Below are 18,311 nucleotides of genomic sequence, written 5' to 3'. Positions count from 1 at the left end.
GCCGACGCCATGTACGCCTATACCGATTTCGACCGCCAGTTCGTCCACGCCCGCGCGGCCCAGTTCCGCGACCAGCTCGAACGCCATCTGGCCGGTCAGCTTCCCGACGACGACTTCCGCGCGCTGCGCCTGCAGAACGGCTGGTACATCCAGCGTCATGCGCCGATGCTGCGGGTCGCGGTCCCTTACGGCGTGCTGGACAGCCGCCAGCTGCGCCAGCTGGCGCGCATCGCCCGCGAGCACGACCGCGGCTACGGCCACTTCACCACGCGCCAGAACCTGCAGTTCAACTGGATCCCGCTGCCGCAATCCGCGGACGTGATGGACCTGCTGGCCGATGTCGACATGCACGGCATCCAGACCAGCGGCAACTGCATCCGCAACATCACCAGCGACGTCACCGCCGGCGTGGCCGCGGACGAGCTGATCGACCCGCGCCCCTACGCCGAAGTGCTGCGCCAGTGGTCGACGCTGCATCCCGAATTCGCCTTCCTGCCGCGCAAGTTCAAGATCGCGATCTCGGGCGCGAAGGAAGACCGCGCCGCCATCGCCTGGCACGACATCGGCCTGCAGCTGCGCAGGAACGACGCCGGCGAGATCGGCTTCCAGGTCTTCGTCGGCGGCGGCATGGGCCGCACGCCGATCATCGGCCAGGAGATCAGCCCCTTCGTGCCGTGGCAGCACATCCTGCTGTACCTCGAGGCGATCGTGCGCACGTACAACCGCTTCGGCCGCCGCGACAACATGTACAAGGCGCGCATCAAGATCCTGGTGAAGGCCGAGGGCCAGGCCTACTTCGACGCGGTCAACGCCGAGTACCAGGCCATCCTCGGCGACGACGCCGGCAGCCACGAGCAGATCATCCCCGAGGCCGAGCTGGCGCGCGTCGCCGCCAGCTTCGTCGAACCGCAAGGCGTGACCCCGGTGCCGGGCATCGACCTCTTCGAAGGCGCCTCGCCGGCCTACCGCCGCTGGCTGGAACGCAACGTCCACGCGCACCGCGTCAGCGGCTACCGCTCGGTGACGCTGTCGCTCAAGCGCGTCGGCCTGCCGCCGGGCGACATCACCGACGCGCAGATGGACGCCGCCGCCGCGCTGTCCGATGCCTACAGCCACGGCGAACTGCGCGTCTCGCACGACCAGAACCTGCTGCTGCCCTGGGTGCGCGAGAGCGACCTGCCCGCGCTCTTCGAGGCCGCGAGGGAACACGGCTTCGCCACGCCCAACATCGGCCTGCTGACCGACATGATCGTGTGCCCGGGCGGCGACTTCTGCGCGCTGGCCAACGCCCGCTCCATCCCGGTCGCCAGCGAGATCACCGACCGCTTCCAGGACCTGGACGAGCTCTGGGACATCGGCGACATCGACCTGCACATCAGCGGCTGCATCAACAGCTGCGGGCACCACCACAGCGGCCACATCGGCGTGCTCGGCGTCGACAAGGACGGCAGCGAGTGGTACCAGATCACGCTGGGCGGCTCGGACGGCTCGACGCTGTCGGGCGCCGCGGTGCCGGGCAAGGTGATCGGCCCGTCCTTCGCCGCCGATGAAGCCGCCGACGCGGTCGAGGCCGTGATCGCGACCTACCGCCGCGAACGCGAGGCCGGCGAACGCTTCCTCCAGACGGTCCGCCGCATCGGCCTGGACGCCTTCAAGCAGGCGACCAACGAGATCCGCCGATCGACCGCCAAGCAATGACCGCAATCCCGGACACGGAACGCCCCCGCACCATGAAGTTCGTCTCCAAGGCCCAAGATCCCTGGCACACCTGCGCCGGCGAGGACGGCCCGCAACCGCATCCCGCCGCCGCCGACCACAAGCTGCTGACGCTGGAACAGTGGCACGCCGTGCGCGACACCTGGCCGGAAGGCCTGGCCACCGGCGTGATCCTGCCCAACGATGTCGATGTGCTCGATCTGAAGGCCGACCTGCCGCGCCTGGCGCTGATCGCCCTGCAGTTCCCGAAATGGGTCGACGGCCGCGCCTACAGCCAGGCGCACGTGCTGCGCTCGCGGCTGCGCTACGCCGGCGAGGTCCGCGCGACCGGCGACGTCCTTGTCGACATGCTGCCGCTGCTGCAACGCTGCGGCGTCGATGCCGTCCAGATGCGCGGCGACCAGAATCAGGAAGCAGCCGAGCGCGCGCTGGGCTTCTTCCCCGGCCACTACCAGGCGGACGTCAACGAGACGCGCCCGCTGTTCGCCCGCGCCGGCACCGCCGGCCAGAAGTCCGGGGCCTGAGCATGAGCGGCGAGGTGTCTTCGCTGGACTTCGCGCCCCTCGGCGAGGTGTCGGCCTTGCCGGGCGCGACGAACGTCGGCTCGGCGATCGGCCTGTACGCCCGCAAGACCGCCGGTTTCGACGAGCGCGTTGCGCGCACGGTCGAGGTCCTGAAGCAGGCCGCGGCGGACTTCGGTCCTGGCGCGCTGCAGTCGACCTCGCTGGGCGTCGAGGACATGGTCATCACCGACCTGATCGCGCGCCACGGCCTGCCGATCGCGCTGGCGACGCTGGACACCGGCAAGCTGCACGCGGAAACGCTGGCGCTGATCCCGCGCATCCACGACCGCTACGGCATCGAGGTGGAAGTCTTCGCGCCCGTGCAGGAGCAGGTCGTCCACTTCGTGCGAGCCAACGGCGAGGAGCCGATGTACCGCAGCGTCGAGCTGCGCAAGGCCTGCTGCGGCGTGCGCAAGCTGGAGCCGCTGTCGCGCATGCTGGCCGGACGCACGGCCTGGATCACCGGCCTGCGTCGCGAGCAGAGCGCCAACCGCGCCGAAGTCCCCTTCCGTGAGGACGACGGCCAGGGCCGCACCAAGATCAACCCGCTGGCCGAGTGGAGCTGGGCCGACGTCTGGCACTACGTGCAGCAGCACGTCGTTCCCTACAACCCGCTGCATGACCAGTTCATGCCCAGCATCGGCTGTGCGCCCTGCACCCGCGGGATCGCCGTCGGCGAGGACTTCCGCGCCGGCCGCTGGTGGTGGGAAGACAGCTCGAAGGAATGCGGGCTGCACGCCACGCATGCCGAGCACGACAGCCCATCCGCCACCGAATCTGAACCCGAAGCGTCCCCCCCGACGTTGAACGCGACCTCCGGAGCCCAGGCATGAACGCCCCCGTGAACCTCGAACAACTGCTGCCGCTGGCGGACCACCGTCACCTGGACCACCTCGAAGAAGAGGCCATCTTCATCCTGCGCGAGGTCGCCGCCGCCTTCGAGCGCCCCGCCCTGCTGTTCTCGGGCGGCAAGGATTCGTGCGTGGTGCTGCGCCTGGCGGAGAAGGCCTTCAAGCGCCGCATCGCCGGCAACGAGTTCGCCGGCAAGCTGCCCTTCCCGCTGGTCCACGTCGACACCGGCCACAACTTCCCCGAGGTGATCGAGTTCCGCGACCGTCGCGTCGAGGAAATGGGCGAGCGCCTGGTCGTCGGCCACCTGGAAGACTCGATCAGGAAGGGCACGATCCGCCTGTCGCATCCGCTGGAATCGCGCAACGGCCACCAGACGGTGACGCTGCTGGAGACCATCGAGGAGCACCGGTTCGACGTGCTCATCGGCGGCGCCCGCCGCGACGAGGAAAAGGCGCGCGCCAAGGAGCGCATCTTCAGCCACCGCGACAGCTTCGGCCAATGGCAGCCGAAGGAGCAGCGGCCCGAGCTGTGGAACCTCTTCAACACCCGCATCCGTCCGGGCGAGCATTTCCGCGCCTTCCCGATCAGCAACTGGACCGAGCTGGACGTGTGGCTCTACATCGCCCGCGAGAACATCCCGCTGCCATCGCTGTACTTCGCGCACGACCGCCAGGTGATCCGCCGCAAGGGCCTGCTGGTGCCACTGACCGACGTGACCCCGCCGGAAGCCGGCGAAACCGTCGAGACGGCGCAGGTGCGCTTCCGCACCGTCGGCGACATGACCTGCACCTGCCCGGTGGAGAGCCCCGCCGCCAACGCCGCCGACATCGTGGCCGAGACCTTGACGGTCACCGTCTCCGAGCGGGGCGCCACGCGCATGGACGACCGCACCTCCGATGCGTCCATGGAACGTCGCAAGAAGGAGGGCTACTTCTGATGTCCGCCATCCTGAATGCCGAGAGCACCGATCGTCCCGTGAGCCCTGTGAGCCCCGCGAGCACCGTGAACAAGATCCATCAATCCGACGTCGACACGACGCACCGCGCGCTGCGCTTCCTGACCGCCGGCAGCGTCGACGACGGCAAGAGCACGCTGATCGGGCGCCTGCTCTTCGACAGCAGAGCGATCCTCGCGGACCAGCTCGACACGCTGAGCAAGCGCGCCGCCGGCCAGCCGATCGACCTGAGCCTGCTGACCGACGGCCTTGAAGCCGAACGGGAACAAGGCATCACGATCGACGTCGCCTACCGCTACTTCGCGACCAAGCAGCGCAAGTTCATCATTGCCGACGCGCCGGGCCATGAGCAGTACACCCGCAACATGGTCACCGCCGCCGCCGGCAGCGATGCCGCCGTCGTGCTGGTCGACGTGACCAAGCTGGACCTGTCGGTCGACGAGGTCCCGCTGCTGGCGCAGACGCGCCGCCACAGCCTGCTCGCGCACCTGCTGCGCGTGCCGAGCATCGTCTTCGCGATCAACAAGATCGACGCCGCCGCGAACCCGGGCGACGCCTTCCGCAAGGTCTCGGCCGCACTGGAGAAATTCGCCTCGGCGGCCGGCATCCGCGTGACGGCGGTCGTCCCCGTCTCCGCGCTGCGCGGCGACAACGTGACGCAGCCGCTCGCGGCCGACTGGTACGACGGTCCGTCGCTGCTGCAGGTGCTGGAGTCGCTGCCGACCGTGCAGGAAACCGTGGAAGCGCCCTTGGCGCTGCCCGTGCAGTACGTGGCCAAGGACGGCGACGGCACCGGCAACAACCCGCGCGTGCTCTGGGGCCGGATCGCCCAGGGCCAGGTGCAGGTCGGCGATGAAGTGCAGATCCTGCCGAGCGGCCAGACCGCCATCGTCGGCGAGCTGCGCCGGGCCGGCGAGCCGGTGGCGACCTCGGTCGCCGGCGAATCCGCCGGCCTGCTGCTGGACCGCCAGGTCGACGTCTCGCGCGGCGACTGGATCGTCGCGCCCGGCGCGGCCACGCCCCGCCGCACCTTCGAAGCCACCCTCGCGTGGATCGACACCGAACCGGCCGTGCTGGGCCGAAAGTACTGGGTGCGCCACGGCAACCGCTGGGTCCAGGCCCGCATCGCGGCGATCGATCATCGCCTGGACATCCAGACGCTGGCCGAGACCGAGGCGCACGAGCTGTCGGTCAACGAGATCGGCCACGTCACCATCGAGCTGCAGGCCGAGCTGCCGCTGCAGCCCTACGCGGACAACCGCGTCGGCGGCGCGCTGATCGTCGTGGATCCCACCAGCAACCGCACCAGCGGCGCGCTGCTGGTCCGCTGAGACCGCCCGCCACGGCCTGACCGCCCCGCCGCCCGCCCTCCGTCCACCCCGAACGAAAGCCAGGAGCCATCGATATGGGACGCGTCCTCTTCGTCAGCGCCGGCCCCGGCGCCGCCGACCTGATCACGCTGCGCGGCGCGCGGGCGCTCGCGCTGGCGGACGTCGTGCTGTTCGACGCGTTGACCGACCCGGCGCTGCGCGAGCTCGCACCGCAGGCGAAATGGCTGGATGTCGGCAAGCGCGGCTTCTGCCATTCCACGAAACAGACGGCGATCAACGCCGCGCTGGTCCGGGAGGCGAAGGCGCACGACATGGTCGTCCGTCTGAAGGGCGGGGACGCCAACGTCTTCGGCCGCCTCGAGGAAGAGCTCCTCGCGCTGGCCGAGGCCGACATCGCCTACGAGATCGTGCCCGGCGTGACCGCGGCCATCGCGGCAGCCGCGCAGACCGGGCGTCCGCTCACGCGGCGCGGCACGGGTCGCAGCGTCGCGCTGACGACCGCGATGACGAAGGACGGCGAACTCCACGCCGGCAAGGCCGCCGACACCGAGGTCTTCTACATGGCGGGCCAGCAGCTGGCCGCCCTCGCCCGACGGCTGCTCGCCGCGGGCTGGGACGCCGCCACGCCGGTGAGCGTCGTGTCGCGGGCCGGCTGCGCCGATGCGTTGTCCAGCGAGCACGACGTGGCGTCGCTGGGCGCGGCGTCCATGCTGCACAAGGGTCGGCCGACGGTGGTGATCGTCGGCGCGGGCGCGGCCCCGCTGGCGGGGGCGCCGGAAGCTGCTCTGGGGGCCGGTGCGGAAGCTGGGCGGAAGAGCGGTTTGGGCGATTACGCGACACCGTCCTCACGCCAAGACCTTGAGCCGGAGCGGCTGGAATCCCTGCCGCAAAGCCCGAACGTTTAAAATCTCGTGTTTACCGTCAGCGCGAACTAGCCCACGCCAGGGGATCGCTGATTTTCGAGGGCCCGTGTTGTGCCGGCCCCGTCACTAGAAGAGCCGCTATGACCCACGTCGTCACCGAAGCCTGCATTCGCTGCAAATACACCGATTGCGTCGATGTCTGCCCCGTCGACTGCTTCCGCGAAGGTCCGAACTTCCTGACCATCGACCCGGATGAGTGCATCGACTGCGCGGTCTGCATCCCGGAGTGCCCGGTGAACGCGATCATGCCGGAGGAGGACGTGCCCGGCGATCAGCAGATCATGATCAAGCTGAATGCCGACCTGGCGAAGAAATGGCCCAGCATCACCAAGCGCAAGGCCGCGCTCCCGGACGCCGAGGAGTGGAAGGACAAGACGGGCAAGATCGATCAACTGGTCCGCTGACCGATCCCCTCATCCCGCGGCGCCGGGTCCTGCCGGCGACCGCTCCCTACAAGAATGGAAACGCAAGTGACTGAATCGACCTCCGCCCCGCACGCGGGCGTGATCGAAACCGACGCCGTCATCGTCGGCGCGGGCCCGGTGGGCCTGTTCCAGGTGTTCGAACTGGGCCTGCTCGAGATCAAGGCGCACATCATCGACTCGCTGGCCTATCCCGGCGGCCAGTGCATCGAGCTGTACCCGGACAAGCCGATCTATGACATCCCGGCGCTGCCGGTGGTGACGGGCAAGGAGCTGACCGACAACCTGATGAAGCAGATCGAGCCGTTCGGCGCGACCTTCCATCTGGGGCAGGAGGTCACGACGGTCGAGAAGCAGGAAGACGGTCGTTTCTTCGTCGCGACAAGCAAGGGCACGCAGTTCCTGACCAAGACGATCTTCATCGCGGGCGGCGTGGGTTCGTTCCAGCCGCGCACGCTGAAGGTCGAGGGCATCGACAAGTACGAGGGCTCGCAGGTCCATTACCGGGTGCGCAACCCGTCGCAGTTCGCCGGCAAGAACCTGGTGATCATCGGCGGCGGCGACTCGGCGCTGGACTGGGCGCTGAACTTCTGCGGCGGCAACGCCGACGGCAACCCGCACAAGGCGGAGAGCGTGATCCTGGTGCACCGTCGTGACGGTTTCCGTGCCGCGCCGGCGTCGGTGGCCAAGATGAAGGAGCTGTGCGACGCCTATGAGATGCAGTTCATCGTCGGCCAGGTCGCCGACCTGGACGAGGGCGAGGATGCGCTGAAGGGCCTGAAGATCACGGGCGGCGACGGTGTCACGCGCGTGGTGCCTGCGGACCAGGTGCTGGTGTTCTTCGGCCTGTCGCCGAAGCTGGGCCCGATCGCCGAGTGGGGCCTGTCGCTGGAGAAGAAGCAGATCCAGGTCGACACCGAGAAGTTCCAGACCAACGTGCCGGGCATCTTCGCGGTGGGTGACATCAACACCTACCCGGGCAAGAAGAAGCTGATCCTGTCGGGCTTCCACGAAGCCGCGCTGGCGGCCTTCGGCGCGATGCCGATCATCAATCCGGAAAAGCGCGTCCACCTGCAGTACACGACCACCAGCCCGAAGCTGCACAAGGTGCTGGGCGTCGAGACGCCGAACTTCGACTGACCGTCGAATAGCGCGCCGGAACACGAGCCCGCCTGGCGAAAGCCGGCGGGTTTTTTCTTGGGAGGGGGAGCTCCATGCCTATGAAAACGATCCATGTGGATGGCGCCAAGATCATCGACTGGCCATCCTTCTACGACACCTTCGCTCGGGCGTTCGGTTTCCCCGCATTCTTCGGTCGGAACATGGATGCCTGGATCGACTGCATGACGTCTCTGGACGAGACCATGAGCGATGTCCAGGTGGCCCCCGGTGAACTGGTCTGCCTTGCGCTCGATGCGGCGGACGTTTTCAAGGCCGCTTGCCCTGAGCAATACCTGGCCCTCGTGGAATGCGCGGCGTTCGTCAATTGGCGACGTATCGACATTGGCGAGCCGCCAATCCTGGTGCTCTCGTTCAACGTTTAGCCTTTCCAGGATCAGCGTCGCGTTGTTGAACGCGTTCGCCAGAAAGCACAACGCCCGGCACGAGCCGGGCGTTTGTCTTGGAGCGGCACGGACGTTGTCAGCCGGAGGCTCCCTCCATCGATACAGCGCAACCGACAGGGCTTACTGGGCCGAAGCGATCTGGACGGCGTCAGCCGACGTGTCGCGCCGGCCGGTGATGTAGACGGTCGGCAGCTGTTCGCGCTTGGCGGTGATGACCACCGGATCCAGCGTGACGATCGAGGCGCGCATTTCGCGCTGGCCTTCGGCGTGGGCGATGCCCAGGCCCAGTACCACGGCGGCGACGGCGCCGAAGAGGACTGCCTTCACGGTGGTGTTGGTGGCGGAAGTGATGTCGAGGCGGATGGTGTTCATGTCGATCTCCTGAAGGGGTTTGCTGTGTCGATGGAGTCAGTGTCGTCACAGCCCCGGTGGCTTGCGAGCGTCAGGAGACGAAGCTGCATCGCGGCGGCGTGAACTGCATCAGCGACGGACAAACGGAAAGCGCCATCGGGCGCTTTCAACGGGAAGCGCCGCCAGGACATGCATCCTGGCGGCGCCGAGCGGCGCGAGTTCAGGGCTCAGCGGGCGGACACGCCTTCGATGACGGCGCCCTTGTTTTCCTTGGCGGCGAAGCGCTGCACCAGTTCGGCGTACTTTGGCGAGGACTTCAGCTCGGCGTATCGGGCTTCGGCCTTGGCGCGCTGGGTGGCGTTCAGCGCGAAGTCCTCGGTGCGGTCGACGGCGGCCAAGCCGGATTCGCGGTAGATCTGCAGATCGGCCAGCACTTCGGCGCGGGTCTTCTGGCTTTGCGTGATCGGGTCGAGGTGGCTGTAGCTCTGCGCGAACACCGGCGAGGCGGCTGCGGACAGGGCGATCAGAGCGGTGGCGATCACGGTCTTGGTGGTGGTCATGATCAATCCTTTGAGAGTGGTGCAGGTGGGTGTCTGGTGTCGGGACCGGCTTCGTTTGCCGTTGACTGAACAATAGAAGGCGGCTCGCTCTGCATAAATACGGGCGGAAGCAATGGACGGATGCAGGGGGAACAACAATCCGTTCGGGCGCCCAAATGCAAACGCCCGGCAAGAGCCGGGCGTTGGGGGAGCGGAGCGGGCGGTGTCAGCCGGAGGCTCGCTCCATCGATACAGCGCAACCGTCAGGGCTTACTGGGCCGAGGCGATCTGGACCGCGTCGGCGGATGTGTCGCGACGACCGGTGATGTAGACGGTCGGCAGCTGTTCGCGCTTGGCGGTGATGACCACCGGATCCAGCGTGACGATCGAAGCGCGCATCTCGCGCTGACCTTCGGCGTGGGCGATGCCCAGGGCCAGCACCATCGCGGTCACGGCGCCGAAGAGGACGGCCTTGACGGTGGTTTCAGTGGCGGAAGCAACGTGGAAGCGGCTGGTGGTCATGTCGTTCTCCTGAGGCGGTTTGCTGTGTCGATGGAGTCAGTGTCGTCATCGACCCGTCCGCTTGCGAGCGCCAGGAGACGAAGCTGCGCCGCGGCGGCGTGAACTGCATCAGCGGCGGACAAACGGAAAGCGCCATCGGGCGCTTTCAATGAGAAACGCCGCCTGGACTTCCGTCCGGGCGGCGCTGCGGGGGCTGGAGCGGGGCTCAGCGTGCGGACACGCCTTCCGTGACGGCTCCCTTGCCTTCCTTGGCGGCGAAGCGCTGCACCAGGGCGGCGTACTTCGGGGATGCCTTCAGTTCAGCGTAGCGAGCCTCGGCCTTGGCGCGCTGGTTCAGCTCCAGCGAGCTGTCTTCGGTGCGGTCGACAGCAGCCAGGCCCGACTCGCGGTAGATCTCCAGATCGGCCAGCACTTCAGCGCGGCTCTTCTGGCTCTGCGTGATCGGATCGAGGTGGCTGTAGCTCTGCGCGAACGCCGGCACAGCAGCGGCGGACAGGGCGATGAGGGCGGTGGCGATCAGGGTCTTGGCGGTCATGATGGGTTCCTTTGAGAGCGCGTTGGATCGGGGTGTCTGGGGTCTTGGCCGGCTTCGTTTGCCGATGACTGAAGGTTAGATGCGAGCCTCGTTCGGATAAACGGCCGGCGTCGCAATGGGCCGTTGTGATCGCAGCAACAATCGCCTGCGCGCTCCTAAAAGCAAGACGCCCGGCATGAGCCGGGCGTCTTGCATGGGAGCGAACCGAAGGGCGTCAGTCCGTGGATCGCTCCACCGATACAGCGCGACCTGGGACGTTCACTCGGCCGAGGCGACGTGCGCGTCGACCGCGTCGGCGCTGCGGCGGCCGGTGATGTAGACGGTCGGGAGTTGCTCGCGCTTGACGCTGATCACCACCGGATCCAGCGTGACGATCGAGGCACGCATCTCGCGTTGACCTTGTGCATGAGCGATCCCGAGACCCAGGGCCAGCGCCGCGACAGCACCGAAGGCGACCGCCTTGACGGTGGTGTTGGTGGCGGAAGTGATGCTGAGGCGGGTGGCGTTCATGTCGATCTCCTGAAGGCGTTGGCTGTGTCGATGGAGTCAGTGTCGTCATCGACCCGGCCACTTGCGAGCGTCAGGAGACGAAGCTGCGCGGCGGCGGCGTGAACTGCATGGGCGGCGGACAAACGGGAAGCGCCTTCGGGCTTCCGGACGCCTCCAAAGCCCTCTTTTGGCCTCGCTAGACTCTCGTCCGCTCACCGGGACTGCCGGCGAGCGCCGACAACACGACCTGATTGATCCAACAGGCGACAACACGAGGAACAGGGATGGAGAGCAATCACCGGCACGAGCGCGAGACCTACGCCATCTTCGCGTCGCCCGACGACTACGCGTATCACATCGGCCAAGTGGTGAGCATCGGGGACGACGGCCTGCGGGTGCTGCGCAAGCAACTCTCGATCAAGACGCCCTATCGGATCGACGTCGTTCCCACCGAGCGGGTGTCTCATGCGGTCTACGACGCCAGGTTGGCACCGATGCGCATCGTGGCCGGTGTGATCGTGCTCCTTCTGCTGGCAGGGGTACTTTTCGGTCTCAGCGTCTATTGGAACGATCTCCAGCCGGGTACCCACATCCAGATCGGCATGCTGGCGCTGGCAGGTGGCTATGGATTGAGGTGGGCGTTCATGTCGCGCCAGCACCGACTGACGTTCCAGTTACACGACGGCACACGCCTTCGGTGGTTCTCGCGATCGGGCGACTTCAAATACAAGACGGGATCCGTCCATCGGGGCATCGAGCGACTCACTGAGCTCGGACTGCTCCGTCCTCCTCCGACGGCTCGATGAGCGCTTGGGCGCACGACCCGAGGACGAGCCTGGCCTGCTAAATCCCTGGACGCCAAGGTCCTCTGTGGGCCTCCCGCTAGAATCACCACCACTCACCGGCCCGTCCGGTGAGTTCGCTAGGGGTGCTGCGCCATCGATCCGTCGATGGCCCGGCTGAGAAAGTCCCTTTGAACCTGATTGAGGTAATCCTCGCGCAGGGAAGCATGCCTTCGACACGCCTCGTGTCCCGCACGCCGCCTTCTCATCGGCGTGCCCGGTTTGCCGACCTGCCATCGCATTTCTGGCTTCGGCACATCGATGGCAACTTCGTCCGCTCTGAATTCCTTCCCGCTGCATCGGCTCGCGATCGCGCTGATCGCCGGCGGCGTCTCGCTGCACGCCACCGCGCAGTCGACCGACTCTCCGGCCGGCACGCCGGCCAACGCGTCGGCCAATGCGCAGACCCCCTCCCCCGCCCTGCCCAGCGTTGTCGTCAAGGGCAAGTCCGACGCGCCCGTGATGGCCGGCGGCTTCGGCGACACGCCCGTCGCCAAGCTCCCGATCCAGGCCAGCCTCGTCAGCGCCGAGCAGCTCAACGACCGCGGCCTGTTCAACCTCGCCGGGCTGACGCTGCTCGACGCGAGCGTGGGCGACTCGTACAACTCGGCGGGCTACGTTTCCTACCTGAAGATTCGAGGCTACGACCTCGACAACCGCTTCAACTACCGCCGCGACGGCCTGCCGATCAACGCCGAGACCGCCCTCCCCCTCGCCAACAAGAGCAGCATCGAAGCCATCAAGGGCACGACCGGCATCCAGGCCGGCACCAGCGCGCCGGGTGGACTGGTCAACCTCGTGGTGAAGCGCCCGACGGTTGAGCTCACCAGCGTGCGCTTGGGCGTCAGCGAGCGCGGCACCGTCGAGTCCGCGATGGACTGGAGCCGCCGCTTCGGCGACGGTCACGGCAACGACAAGGCCTTCGGCCTGCGCGTCAACGTCGAGGCCGCCAAACTGCGCCCCGAACTGCGCGACGCCGACGGCAACCGCTGGATGATGGCCGTCGCCGGCGACTGGCGTGTCACGCGCGACACGCTGGTCGAGGCGGAGGTCGAGATCAACCGCCAGGCCCAGCCGAGCCAGCCCGGCTTCAGCCTGCTCGGCGACAAGCTGCCCGACGCGAAGGCCATCGACCCGCGCACCAACCTGAACAACCAGTCGTGGAGCCAACCGGTGGTCTTCGAAGGCCGCACCGCCTCGCTGCGCGTGCAGCATCAGTTGAACGCCGACTGGAAGCTGCAGGCGCACGCGGCGATCCAGCGCCTGGTGACCGACGACCGCCTCGCCTATCCCTTCGGCTGCACGGCCGGCGACGGCACGTATTACCCGAGCACCTACTGCCCCGACGGCACCTTCGATCAATACGACTTCCGCAGCGACAACGAGCATCGCGACAGCGACGCGCTCGACCTGTCGGCGCAGGGCAAGCTGACGCTGCTGGGCGTCGAGCACCAGGTGTCGACGGGCGTGCTGTTCTCGCGCTTCAAGAGCCGGCTGCAGGGCCAAGCCTACAACTGGGCGGGGACCGGCAACATCTGGGGCACGCTGCCGACGGTGGCCGACCCGACGCTCGGTTCGACCAACACCAACCGTACCGAGCGCAGCACCGAGGTCTACTTCCGCGACGCGATGCAGTTCAGCGCGCAGTGGCAAGGCTGGCTGGGCCTGCGGCACACGCGTCTGGATCGCGATTCGATCCAGGTCAACGTGCCCGCCGGCGAGGACAACGAGGCGACGAGTTATCGCCAGTCGGTCACGACGCCGTGGGTGGGCGTGAGCTACGCGATCGATCCGCAGCTGCTCGCGTATGCGAGCTGGGGCGAAGGCGTCGAATCGGCCGTCACGCCGCAACTGCCGATCTACGCGAACGCCGGCCGGGCGCTGTCGGCGATCCGCAGCAAGCAATGGGAGATCGGTCTGAAGTCGGGCAGCCGCACGGTGGACTGGTCGATCAACTACTTCGACATCAGCAAGCCGACGACGAACGACGTGACGGTGGTGGTGAACAACGTCGACCGGCTCGAGCGCCGCATCGACGGTGAGCAGAACCACCGCGGCGTGGAAGCGCAGGCGGATCTGAAGTGGACGGGCGGCGGCCTGATGGCGAGCGCGATGAAGCTGCACGCGCGCCGGGAGGGCAGCGCGGATGCGACGCTCAACGGCCTGAAGCCGACGAACGTGCCGGAGACGGTGCTGAAGCTGCAGGCGCGGCACAGCGCGGGCGTGCCAGGTCTTGAGCTGTTGGCCGGCGTGGTCTACGAAGGCAAGCGGATGGTCGTGCCGGACAACTCGGTGGCGATCCCGAGCTGGACGCGGCTGGACCTGGGCGCGCGCTTCGAGCAGAACGTGGGTCGGCAGTTGCTGATCTGGCGCGTCGGCGTGGACAACGCGACCAACCGTCGTGCGTGGCGCGAGTCGCCGTACCAGTACGACCACGTGTACCTGTACCCGCTCGCCAATCGCACATGGCGAGCGTCGGTGGAGTGGGTCTTGTGAGGTACTGATTTTTCTGTGTATACTCTTAGGCTCTGATCCCCGATAGCTCAGTCGGTAGAGCGCCGGACTGTTAATCCGTAGGTCCCTGGTTCGAGCCCAGGTCGGGGAGCCAAGATCAGATAACGAAGGTCCTCGGACCTTCGTTCTTTTTAAGCCAGTGTCCTACCGAAGATGCTGGCCCAAGAATTCAGATCGATTGGATCTGAGCAGACTTTTCCTCGATAGCTCAGTCGGTAGAGCGCCGGACTGTTAATCCGTAGGTCCCTGGTTCGAGCCCAGGTCGAGGAGCCAAAATTGAAGCCCCATTCGTGCAAGCGGATGGGGCTTTTTCTTTGTGGCGATCGACCTCGCACGACGTGCGGACTGCTGCTCGTGCAGGCACAGCGGTAGACGAAGCCTTGCGGATCTTTGGGCTTGCGCAAGCCCGTGTCTTCGGCAATCCCGGACTGCCAGTCCGTAGGCTCAACGTCGAAGTTCATTGTCGAACGAGGGCTTCCCGAGCGATCGACATGACGGAGACTCACCATCCATCGGTGCGCTCCGACTTCTGTCGATCGCAATCGACGGATACCCTTCGCAACGTTTCAGGTCAACTGCGCAGGGCGCCAGTGCGTTCGACCGGTTTCAGGGAGACATGACATGCACAAGATCCATCTGGCCGTGATCGGTGGACTGCTCGGCGTCTTCGCCGCCACCGGCGTCCAAGCCCAAGTCTGGAAATGCACCACCGCCGGCAAAACCCATTACTCGGACCAGCCCTGCGCGGCGAACGGCGAGCAGATGAGGCCGCAATCGCTGCAGAGCAACGTCATTGACACGTCTGCGGACCGGGCGGCAGCGGAGCGCGCCAAGGCTGCCGCTGAGCGAGAGCAGCAGCAAACCAACGGCGTGCAGGCTTCCCAGCCTGCGGCGCCTTCCAACTTCTGCCCTTCCGACCGCGACATCGCCGCGATGGAGACCAAGGCCAGTTCCATTTCGCTGAGCGCCGAAGCCAAGAAGTTCGTCCAGGACGAGATCCGCCGCGCTCGCCAATGCCAGAAGGGTCAGGGCAGCTACTCCGCTTCGGACTGGAACGTGAGCAAGCAAGCCGTCGACGCGCAGAGCAGCCTGACCGGCGGCGCCGATGCCCGCCGTCGCGCTGAAGCCATGCACAGCGCCGCCAACGTCAGCGAGGGCGACCGCATCGCGCGCCAGCGCGAAGCCGAAGAGCGCAACGCCAAGCGCGGCAGCTTGAACTACCAAGCCCCGCTGCGCGATCGTTGAAGATGGAAGACACTCTGCTCAAACCGAACGGGGAGGCAGAGTGGACACCACCGACATCCGTACCGACGCCAAAGTCGCCGTCCTTGTCGACTGCGACAACACGACGCCGGAGATCCTTCAGCACGCATTGAGCGTCGTCGCCCAGTTCGGGCGGGTGATCATTCGGCGCGGCTACGGCAATCACACGACGCTCGCGAACAAGTGGCAGGAGGCGCTGGTGCGCCTCGCCTTTACGCCTTGCCTGCAGTACCAGTACGCGGCGGGCAAGAACACCGCGGACATCGCCCTCGCGCTCGATGCCATCGAAGCGCTCTTCGATCGGCGCGCCGACACCTTCTGCATCGTCACCAGCGATTCAGACTTCGCCTATCTCTGCCGGAAGCTGCGGGAGCGCGGGTCGACCGTGCTCATCGTGGGCGAAGCAAAGACCCCCGCAGCACTGCGCAACGCGAGCGATCAATTCTTCGAGTGGACGCCGCCCGAAGTCGCCGCACCAGTCGCGGCCGAACCCACATCGACCGAGCCCGCTGCCGCCAAGCCAGCAGCCCCTGCACCAGCGTCCAAGCCGAAGCAGCGCCCGAAGGCGCTGGTCAACGCAGTGAAGCTGATGGCGGCCGACACGTCCGATGGCCGCGTCCATGTCGGAACGCTCGGCTCCTATCTGCGTCGCACCGATCCGGGTTTCTCGCCGCAGACCTTCGGGCATTCAGGGTTGGTCAGCATGCTCAAGACCTACGACTTGCTCAACGTGCGGCAGGAGCCCGGCGGCCACTGGACCGTCGCGCTCGCCGCCGGCAACAACGCCGCGTGACCGTCCCTCGGTCTGACCTTGGTCACACGCCGCGGCACGCATACTGCCCTGGTCTCCACGCCTTCCGTTCCCGATGAACAGCGACACCCTCCGCCTCCTCACCGAGGCCATGAACAACCGCAACCAGCGGGAACGCGCCTTTCGCGAGGACTATCACACCTACCTCGTCGAGCAGAAGGGCGAGACCGAGAGCCTTGAGGAACACCTCAGGCGCTACGCCTCAATGGCTGCATTCGGCCAACCGCTGCCCGCCGAGCTGATCGAGCGCTTCCAGCCCGCCATCCCGTTCCCCGCGGAGCTCGTCGAGTTCTATCGGCAGCACGGCTCGTTCAAGGGCGGCAACCGCCTGTCGACGTGGACCCTCCTGGACCTCGCCGAACTGGAGCGGAATCGCACCACCGATCGGGACTACGAGCGCTTCCATTCGCTCGGCCTCGCCGACATGATCAAGTACGTCTGGGGCAACGACCGACCCGAGGTCGACCTGGACAGCGGCGATGTGATCTTCAGCCGGGAGCAGCTGGAGTACCTCAACCAGAACTACCAGGTCGTGGGCTTCTGGACCGACGTCGACGCCGGCGAAGAGGCCCACTACTACCTCTACTACGACCAATCCGGTCGTTTCGGCCTGGCCCACCTGCACCAGGACGAATGGGACATCTTCGACCTGCTTGAGGAAAGCGGCGCCATCTACACCTGGGACGAAGTGATCGTCGCCTCCCTCGCCAAGATCGAGCAAGCGGAAGACGAGGCGGAAGGCTGAGGAAGGCGTCGGCCGTCGCTCAATGCGTCAACCGGCTCTTCCTCCAAGCCAGATAACCCCCCAGCTCCGTGAACGGCAGGAACCCTTCGTCATCCGGGTCCTCGGGCACTTCGCAGACTTCCACCAGATCGACGTCCGTCGCGGCCGCCTTCTCGCCGAGTGCCGTGTCCAGCATGATCAGCACGCCGTTGGCGAAGTCGTCTTCCTGGTCGACGTTGAAGCCTTCAATCGCCACGCGAAGCCCCAGCACCTCCGGCGCATCCGGATCGACCAGCGGCTCGAACCAGAGGCCCTGCGGGTTCAGGTCCAGGCCCTCGTACTTGATGCCGAACTCGAAGCCCATCGGTGGCTTCAGCGCCACGGGGATCCACCCCGGCAGCTCCGGCGCCACCGACACCATCGCCTCGACCAGCGGGAACAGCTCCCACTGGCCCTGCGCGGTGATCACCAGCTCGCGGTCTTCCTCGCCGGGCGCGGAGACCTCGAACCAGAGGCCATCGTTCACCGCTTGCAGGTGTTCCAGCAGCTCATCCCAGAACGGGTAGTCCGGCGATGTCAGCGCGTCCAGGTCGGCCTGGCGCGACGCCAGCCAGGCCCAGAAGGCGTTGATCTTTTGCGGGTCGAGGTCGACGTCGAGGTGGTCTTGCATGCGAGGCTCCAATCGGCGCGATTGTGCGTCGGCCAGCGCGTCGAAGACACAGGTTCAGGCGCTCACGCGCACACCCTCACCGGCTTGCCCTTCAAGCCCGTCTGCTGAGTGATGGCCGGGACGACCTCGGTGTAGTGGCTCCAGGACCTGCGCTCCGTGCCGTCCGGGTCACGGTCGACCTTCAGGCACAGCGACGGGTCGATCGCCATCGCCATGCGCTCCTCCGCGCTCGGCCGAGGCGAATTGGCACGCGGATCGACGACCGCCGGGTTCGCGAACGCGCCTTTGATCGCCTCTTTCGACGGGGTCAGCACCAGCGGTCCGCCGGGCGCGCTGGAAGCAGATGACGGGCCCTCTGCCTGATGCGATGAGCCATCCGAGCGGGGGCGCGTCCAGTCATGCTCCCAGCCGGGCGAGTTGGTCGGCGTCCAAGTCGTCTCCTGCTCCGTCGGCGGGACCACCAACAGACTCGGCGGCAGCGCACGCGGCACCGCAGACAGCGTCTCGCTGCGACTCTGCGGCGGGCTCTCCATCGGCTTCAATGCCACCGTGATCGCGATCTCCCGGACCGGCGGGGTCGTCCTCTTCGTGCTCGACCAGGTCCACACCACCACGACCATCCCGTGCACCAGCACCACGCCCATCACCGTCGCCATGCGTCGCCGCACGTCGTCTGCACGCATTCACCCTCCCCCCTATGGACCTCTTGGAATTCCGTCCGGTC

At 66.9% G+C, this 18,311-nt stretch carries 21 protein-coding genes, 2 tRNA genes and 1 riboswitch; of the genes, 16 read left to right on the top strand and 7 right to left on the bottom strand.

Going from position 1 to position 18,311, the window contains the following annotated elements; translation table 11 throughout:
* The first annotated feature begins 9 nt into the window (after positions 1–9).
* The 9 genes from PV762_RS00835 (at position 10) to PV762_RS00795 (ending at position 8,306) form a co-directional block, all read left to right on the top strand.
* Positions 10–1,698, top strand: coding sequence for a nitrite/sulfite reductase (locus tag PV762_RS00835; RefSeq protein WP_421033138.1), 1,689 nt, complete (start codon positions 10–12; stop codon positions 1,696–1,698).
* Positions 1,695–2,240, top strand: coding sequence for a DUF934 domain-containing protein (locus PV762_RS00830; RefSeq protein WP_421033137.1), 546 nt, complete (start codon positions 1,695–1,697; stop codon positions 2,238–2,240). The genes PV762_RS00835 and PV762_RS00830 overlap by 4 nt, the downstream gene beginning before the upstream one ends.
* Positions 2,241–2,242: 2 nt before the next feature.
* The gene (locus PV762_RS00825; RefSeq protein WP_421033136.1) at positions 2,243–3,112 is read left to right on the top strand and encodes a phosphoadenylyl-sulfate reductase; all 870 of its coding nucleotides are present in this window, start codon (positions 2,243–2,245) and stop codon (positions 3,110–3,112) included.
* Positions 3,109–4,068, top strand: a complete 960-nt coding sequence (cysD, locus tag PV762_RS00820; protein WP_421033135.1) for a sulfate adenylyltransferase subunit CysD — start codon at positions 3,109–3,111, stop codon at positions 4,066–4,068. Before PV762_RS00825 ends, cysD begins: the two co-directional genes overlap by 4 nt.
* Positions 4,068–5,417, top strand: a complete 1,350-nt coding sequence (locus PV762_RS00815) for a sulfate adenylyltransferase subunit 1 (RefSeq protein ID WP_421033134.1) — start codon at positions 4,068–4,070, stop codon at positions 5,415–5,417. The genes cysD and PV762_RS00815 overlap by 1 nt, the downstream gene beginning before the upstream one ends.
* A 74-nt stretch (positions 5,418–5,491) precedes the next feature.
* The gene (cobA, locus tag PV762_RS00810) at positions 5,492–6,322 is read left to right on the top strand and encodes a uroporphyrinogen-III C-methyltransferase (RefSeq protein WP_421033133.1); all 831 of its coding nucleotides are present in this window, start codon (positions 5,492–5,494) and stop codon (positions 6,320–6,322) included.
* Between the two features lie 98 nt (positions 6,323–6,420).
* Entirely contained in the window at positions 6,421–6,744 is a 324-nt protein-coding gene (fdxA, locus tag PV762_RS00805) for a ferredoxin FdxA (RefSeq protein WP_416757927.1), read from the top strand.
* A gap of 66 nt (positions 6,745–6,810) precedes the next feature.
* Complete coding sequence (locus PV762_RS00800; RefSeq protein WP_421033132.1) at positions 6,811–7,902, top strand: NAD(P)/FAD-dependent oxidoreductase; 1,092 nt, start codon at positions 6,811–6,813, stop codon at positions 7,900–7,902.
* A gap of 80 nt (positions 7,903–7,982) precedes the next feature.
* The gene (locus tag PV762_RS00795) at positions 7,983–8,306 is read left to right on the top strand and encodes a barstar family protein (RefSeq protein ID WP_421033131.1); all 324 of its coding nucleotides are present in this window, start codon (positions 7,983–7,985) and stop codon (positions 8,304–8,306) included.
* Positions 8,307–8,447: 141 nt separating this feature from the next.
* Here the strand turns inward: PV762_RS00795 and PV762_RS00790 are convergent, their stop codons facing one another.
* From PV762_RS00790 to PV762_RS00770, 5 genes are all read right to left on the bottom strand, one after another.
* Positions 8,448–8,699 carry a hypothetical protein gene (locus tag PV762_RS00790; RefSeq protein ID WP_421033130.1) on the bottom strand — a complete coding sequence of 84 codons (252 nt, stop codon included), beginning with the start codon at positions 8,697–8,699 and terminating at the stop codon, positions 8,448–8,450.
* A gap of 206 nt (positions 8,700–8,905) precedes the next feature.
* The gene (locus tag PV762_RS00785) at positions 8,906–9,238 is read right to left on the bottom strand and encodes a DUF4148 domain-containing protein (RefSeq protein WP_421033129.1); all 333 of its coding nucleotides are present in this window, start codon (positions 9,236–9,238) and stop codon (positions 8,906–8,908) included.
* A 249-nt stretch (positions 9,239–9,487) separates the two neighbouring features.
* Entirely contained in the window at positions 9,488–9,739 is a 252-nt protein-coding gene (locus PV762_RS00780) for a hypothetical protein (protein ID WP_421033128.1), read from the bottom strand.
* Between the two features lie 205 nt (positions 9,740–9,944).
* Complete coding sequence (locus PV762_RS00775; RefSeq protein WP_088403329.1) at positions 9,945–10,274, bottom strand: DUF4148 domain-containing protein; 330 nt, start codon at positions 10,272–10,274, stop codon at positions 9,945–9,947.
* A gap of 258 nt (positions 10,275–10,532) precedes the next feature.
* Entirely contained in the window at positions 10,533–10,784 is a 252-nt protein-coding gene (locus tag PV762_RS00770; protein WP_421033127.1) for a hypothetical protein, read from the bottom strand.
* 263 nt (positions 10,785–11,047) lie between these two features.
* On the opposite strand from PV762_RS00770, the gene PV762_RS00765 reads away from it, so the two are divergent.
* The 7 genes from PV762_RS00765 (at position 11,048) to PV762_RS00735 (ending at position 16,938) form a co-directional block, all read left to right on the top strand.
* Positions 11,048–11,569: a hypothetical protein gene (locus tag PV762_RS00765; RefSeq protein WP_421033126.1), complete on the top strand. Its 522-nt coding sequence runs from the start codon at positions 11,048–11,050 to the stop codon at positions 11,567–11,569.
* Positions 11,570–11,677: 108 nt separating this feature from the next.
* Positions 11,678–11,786, top strand: a riboswitch (TPP riboswitch).
* 80 nt (positions 11,787–11,866) lie between these two features.
* Entirely contained in the window at positions 11,867–14,101 is a 2,235-nt protein-coding gene (locus PV762_RS00760; RefSeq protein ID WP_421033125.1) for a TonB-dependent siderophore receptor, read from the top strand.
* Positions 14,102–14,137: 36 nt separating this feature from the next.
* Positions 14,138–14,213 (top strand) — tRNA-Asn (locus PV762_RS00755).
* Between the two features lie 103 nt (positions 14,214–14,316).
* Positions 14,317–14,392: transfer RNA gene (locus tag PV762_RS00750), tRNA-Asn, on the top strand.
* A gap of 348 nt (positions 14,393–14,740) precedes the next feature.
* Complete coding sequence (locus PV762_RS00745) at positions 14,741–15,364, top strand: DUF4124 domain-containing protein (RefSeq protein ID WP_421033124.1); 624 nt, start codon at positions 14,741–14,743, stop codon at positions 15,362–15,364.
* 40 nt (positions 15,365–15,404) lie between these two features.
* A complete protein-coding gene (locus PV762_RS00740) occupies positions 15,405–16,175 on the top strand; it encodes an NYN domain-containing protein (RefSeq protein ID WP_421033123.1) in 771 nt (256 codons plus the stop codon).
* Between the two features lie 73 nt (positions 16,176–16,248).
* Positions 16,249–16,938 (top strand): hypothetical protein, encoded by a 690-nt coding sequence (locus PV762_RS00735; protein WP_421033122.1) that lies wholly within the window; start codon positions 16,249–16,251, stop codon positions 16,936–16,938.
* A 19-nt stretch (positions 16,939–16,957) separates the two neighbouring features.
* Here PV762_RS00735 and PV762_RS00730 read toward each other — a convergent pair whose 3' ends face one another.
* Together PV762_RS00730 and PV762_RS00725 are read right to left on the bottom strand one after the other, a co-directional pair.
* Positions 16,958–17,587 (bottom strand): hypothetical protein, encoded by a 630-nt coding sequence (locus tag PV762_RS00730; protein ID WP_421033121.1) that lies wholly within the window; start codon positions 17,585–17,587, stop codon positions 16,958–16,960.
* A gap of 62 nt (positions 17,588–17,649) precedes the next feature.
* Positions 17,650–18,270, bottom strand: coding sequence for a hypothetical protein (locus PV762_RS00725; RefSeq protein ID WP_421033120.1), 621 nt, complete (start codon positions 18,268–18,270; stop codon positions 17,650–17,652).
* Positions 18,271–18,311 lie beyond the last annotated feature (41 nt).

This window comes from Mitsuaria sp. CC2, from assembly GCF_048957715.1.
Taxonomy (GTDB): Bacteria; Pseudomonadota; Gammaproteobacteria; order Burkholderiales; family Burkholderiaceae_C; genus Roseateles.
This window is presented reverse-complemented; position numbering and strand designations above follow the sequence as displayed.

Excerpts from the sequence above, each read along its gene's own strand:
- PV762_RS00795 (WP_421033131.1), top strand. The coding sequence starts at position 7,983 with ATGAAAACGATCCATGTGGATGGCGCCAAGATCATCGACTGGCCATCC.
- PV762_RS00825 (WP_421033136.1), top strand. The coding sequence starts at position 2,243 with ATGAGCGGCGAGGTGTCTTCGCTGGACTTCGCGCCCCTCGGCGAGGTG.
- PV762_RS00730 (WP_421033121.1), bottom strand. The coding sequence starts at position 17,587 with ATGCAAGACCACCTCGACGTCGACCTCGACCCGCAAAAGATCAACGCC.
- cobA (WP_421033133.1), top strand. The coding sequence starts at position 5,492 with ATGGGACGCGTCCTCTTCGTCAGCGCCGGCCCCGGCGCCGCCGACCTG.
- PV762_RS00725 (WP_421033120.1), bottom strand. The coding sequence starts at position 18,270 with ATGCGTGCAGACGACGTGCGGCGACGCATGGCGACGGTGATGGGCGTG.
- PV762_RS00790 (WP_421033130.1), bottom strand. The coding sequence starts at position 8,699 with ATGAACACCATCCGCCTCGACATCACTTCCGCCACCAACACCACCGTG.
- PV762_RS00815 (WP_421033134.1), top strand. The coding sequence starts at position 4,068 with ATGTCCGCCATCCTGAATGCCGAGAGCACCGATCGTCCCGTGAGCCCT.
- fdxA (WP_416757927.1), top strand. The coding sequence starts at position 6,421 with ATGACCCACGTCGTCACCGAAGCCTGCATTCGCTGCAAATACACCGAT.
- PV762_RS00735 (WP_421033122.1), top strand. The coding sequence starts at position 16,249 with ATGAACAGCGACACCCTCCGCCTCCTCACCGAGGCCATGAACAACCGC.
- PV762_RS00830 (WP_421033137.1), top strand. The coding sequence starts at position 1,695 with ATGACCGCAATCCCGGACACGGAACGCCCCCGCACCATGAAGTTCGTC.
- PV762_RS00835 (WP_421033138.1), top strand. The coding sequence starts at position 10 with ATGTACGCCTATACCGATTTCGACCGCCAGTTCGTCCACGCCCGCGCG.
- PV762_RS00760 (WP_421033125.1), top strand. The coding sequence starts at position 11,867 with ATGGCAACTTCGTCCGCTCTGAATTCCTTCCCGCTGCATCGGCTCGCG.
- PV762_RS00770 (WP_421033127.1), bottom strand. The coding sequence starts at position 10,784 with ATGAACGCCACCCGCCTCAGCATCACTTCCGCCACCAACACCACCGTC.
- PV762_RS00785 (WP_421033129.1), bottom strand. The coding sequence starts at position 9,238 with ATGACCACCACCAAGACCGTGATCGCCACCGCTCTGATCGCCCTGTCC.
- cysD (WP_421033135.1), top strand. The coding sequence starts at position 3,109 with ATGAACGCCCCCGTGAACCTCGAACAACTGCTGCCGCTGGCGGACCAC.
- PV762_RS00780 (WP_421033128.1), bottom strand. The coding sequence starts at position 9,739 with ATGACCACCAGCCGCTTCCACGTTGCTTCCGCCACTGAAACCACCGTC.
- PV762_RS00765 (WP_421033126.1), top strand. The coding sequence starts at position 11,048 with ATGGAGAGCAATCACCGGCACGAGCGCGAGACCTACGCCATCTTCGCG.
- PV762_RS00745 (WP_421033124.1), top strand. The coding sequence starts at position 14,741 with ATGCACAAGATCCATCTGGCCGTGATCGGTGGACTGCTCGGCGTCTTC.
- PV762_RS00775 (WP_088403329.1), bottom strand. The coding sequence starts at position 10,274 with ATGACCGCCAAGACCCTGATCGCCACCGCCCTCATCGCCCTGTCCGCC.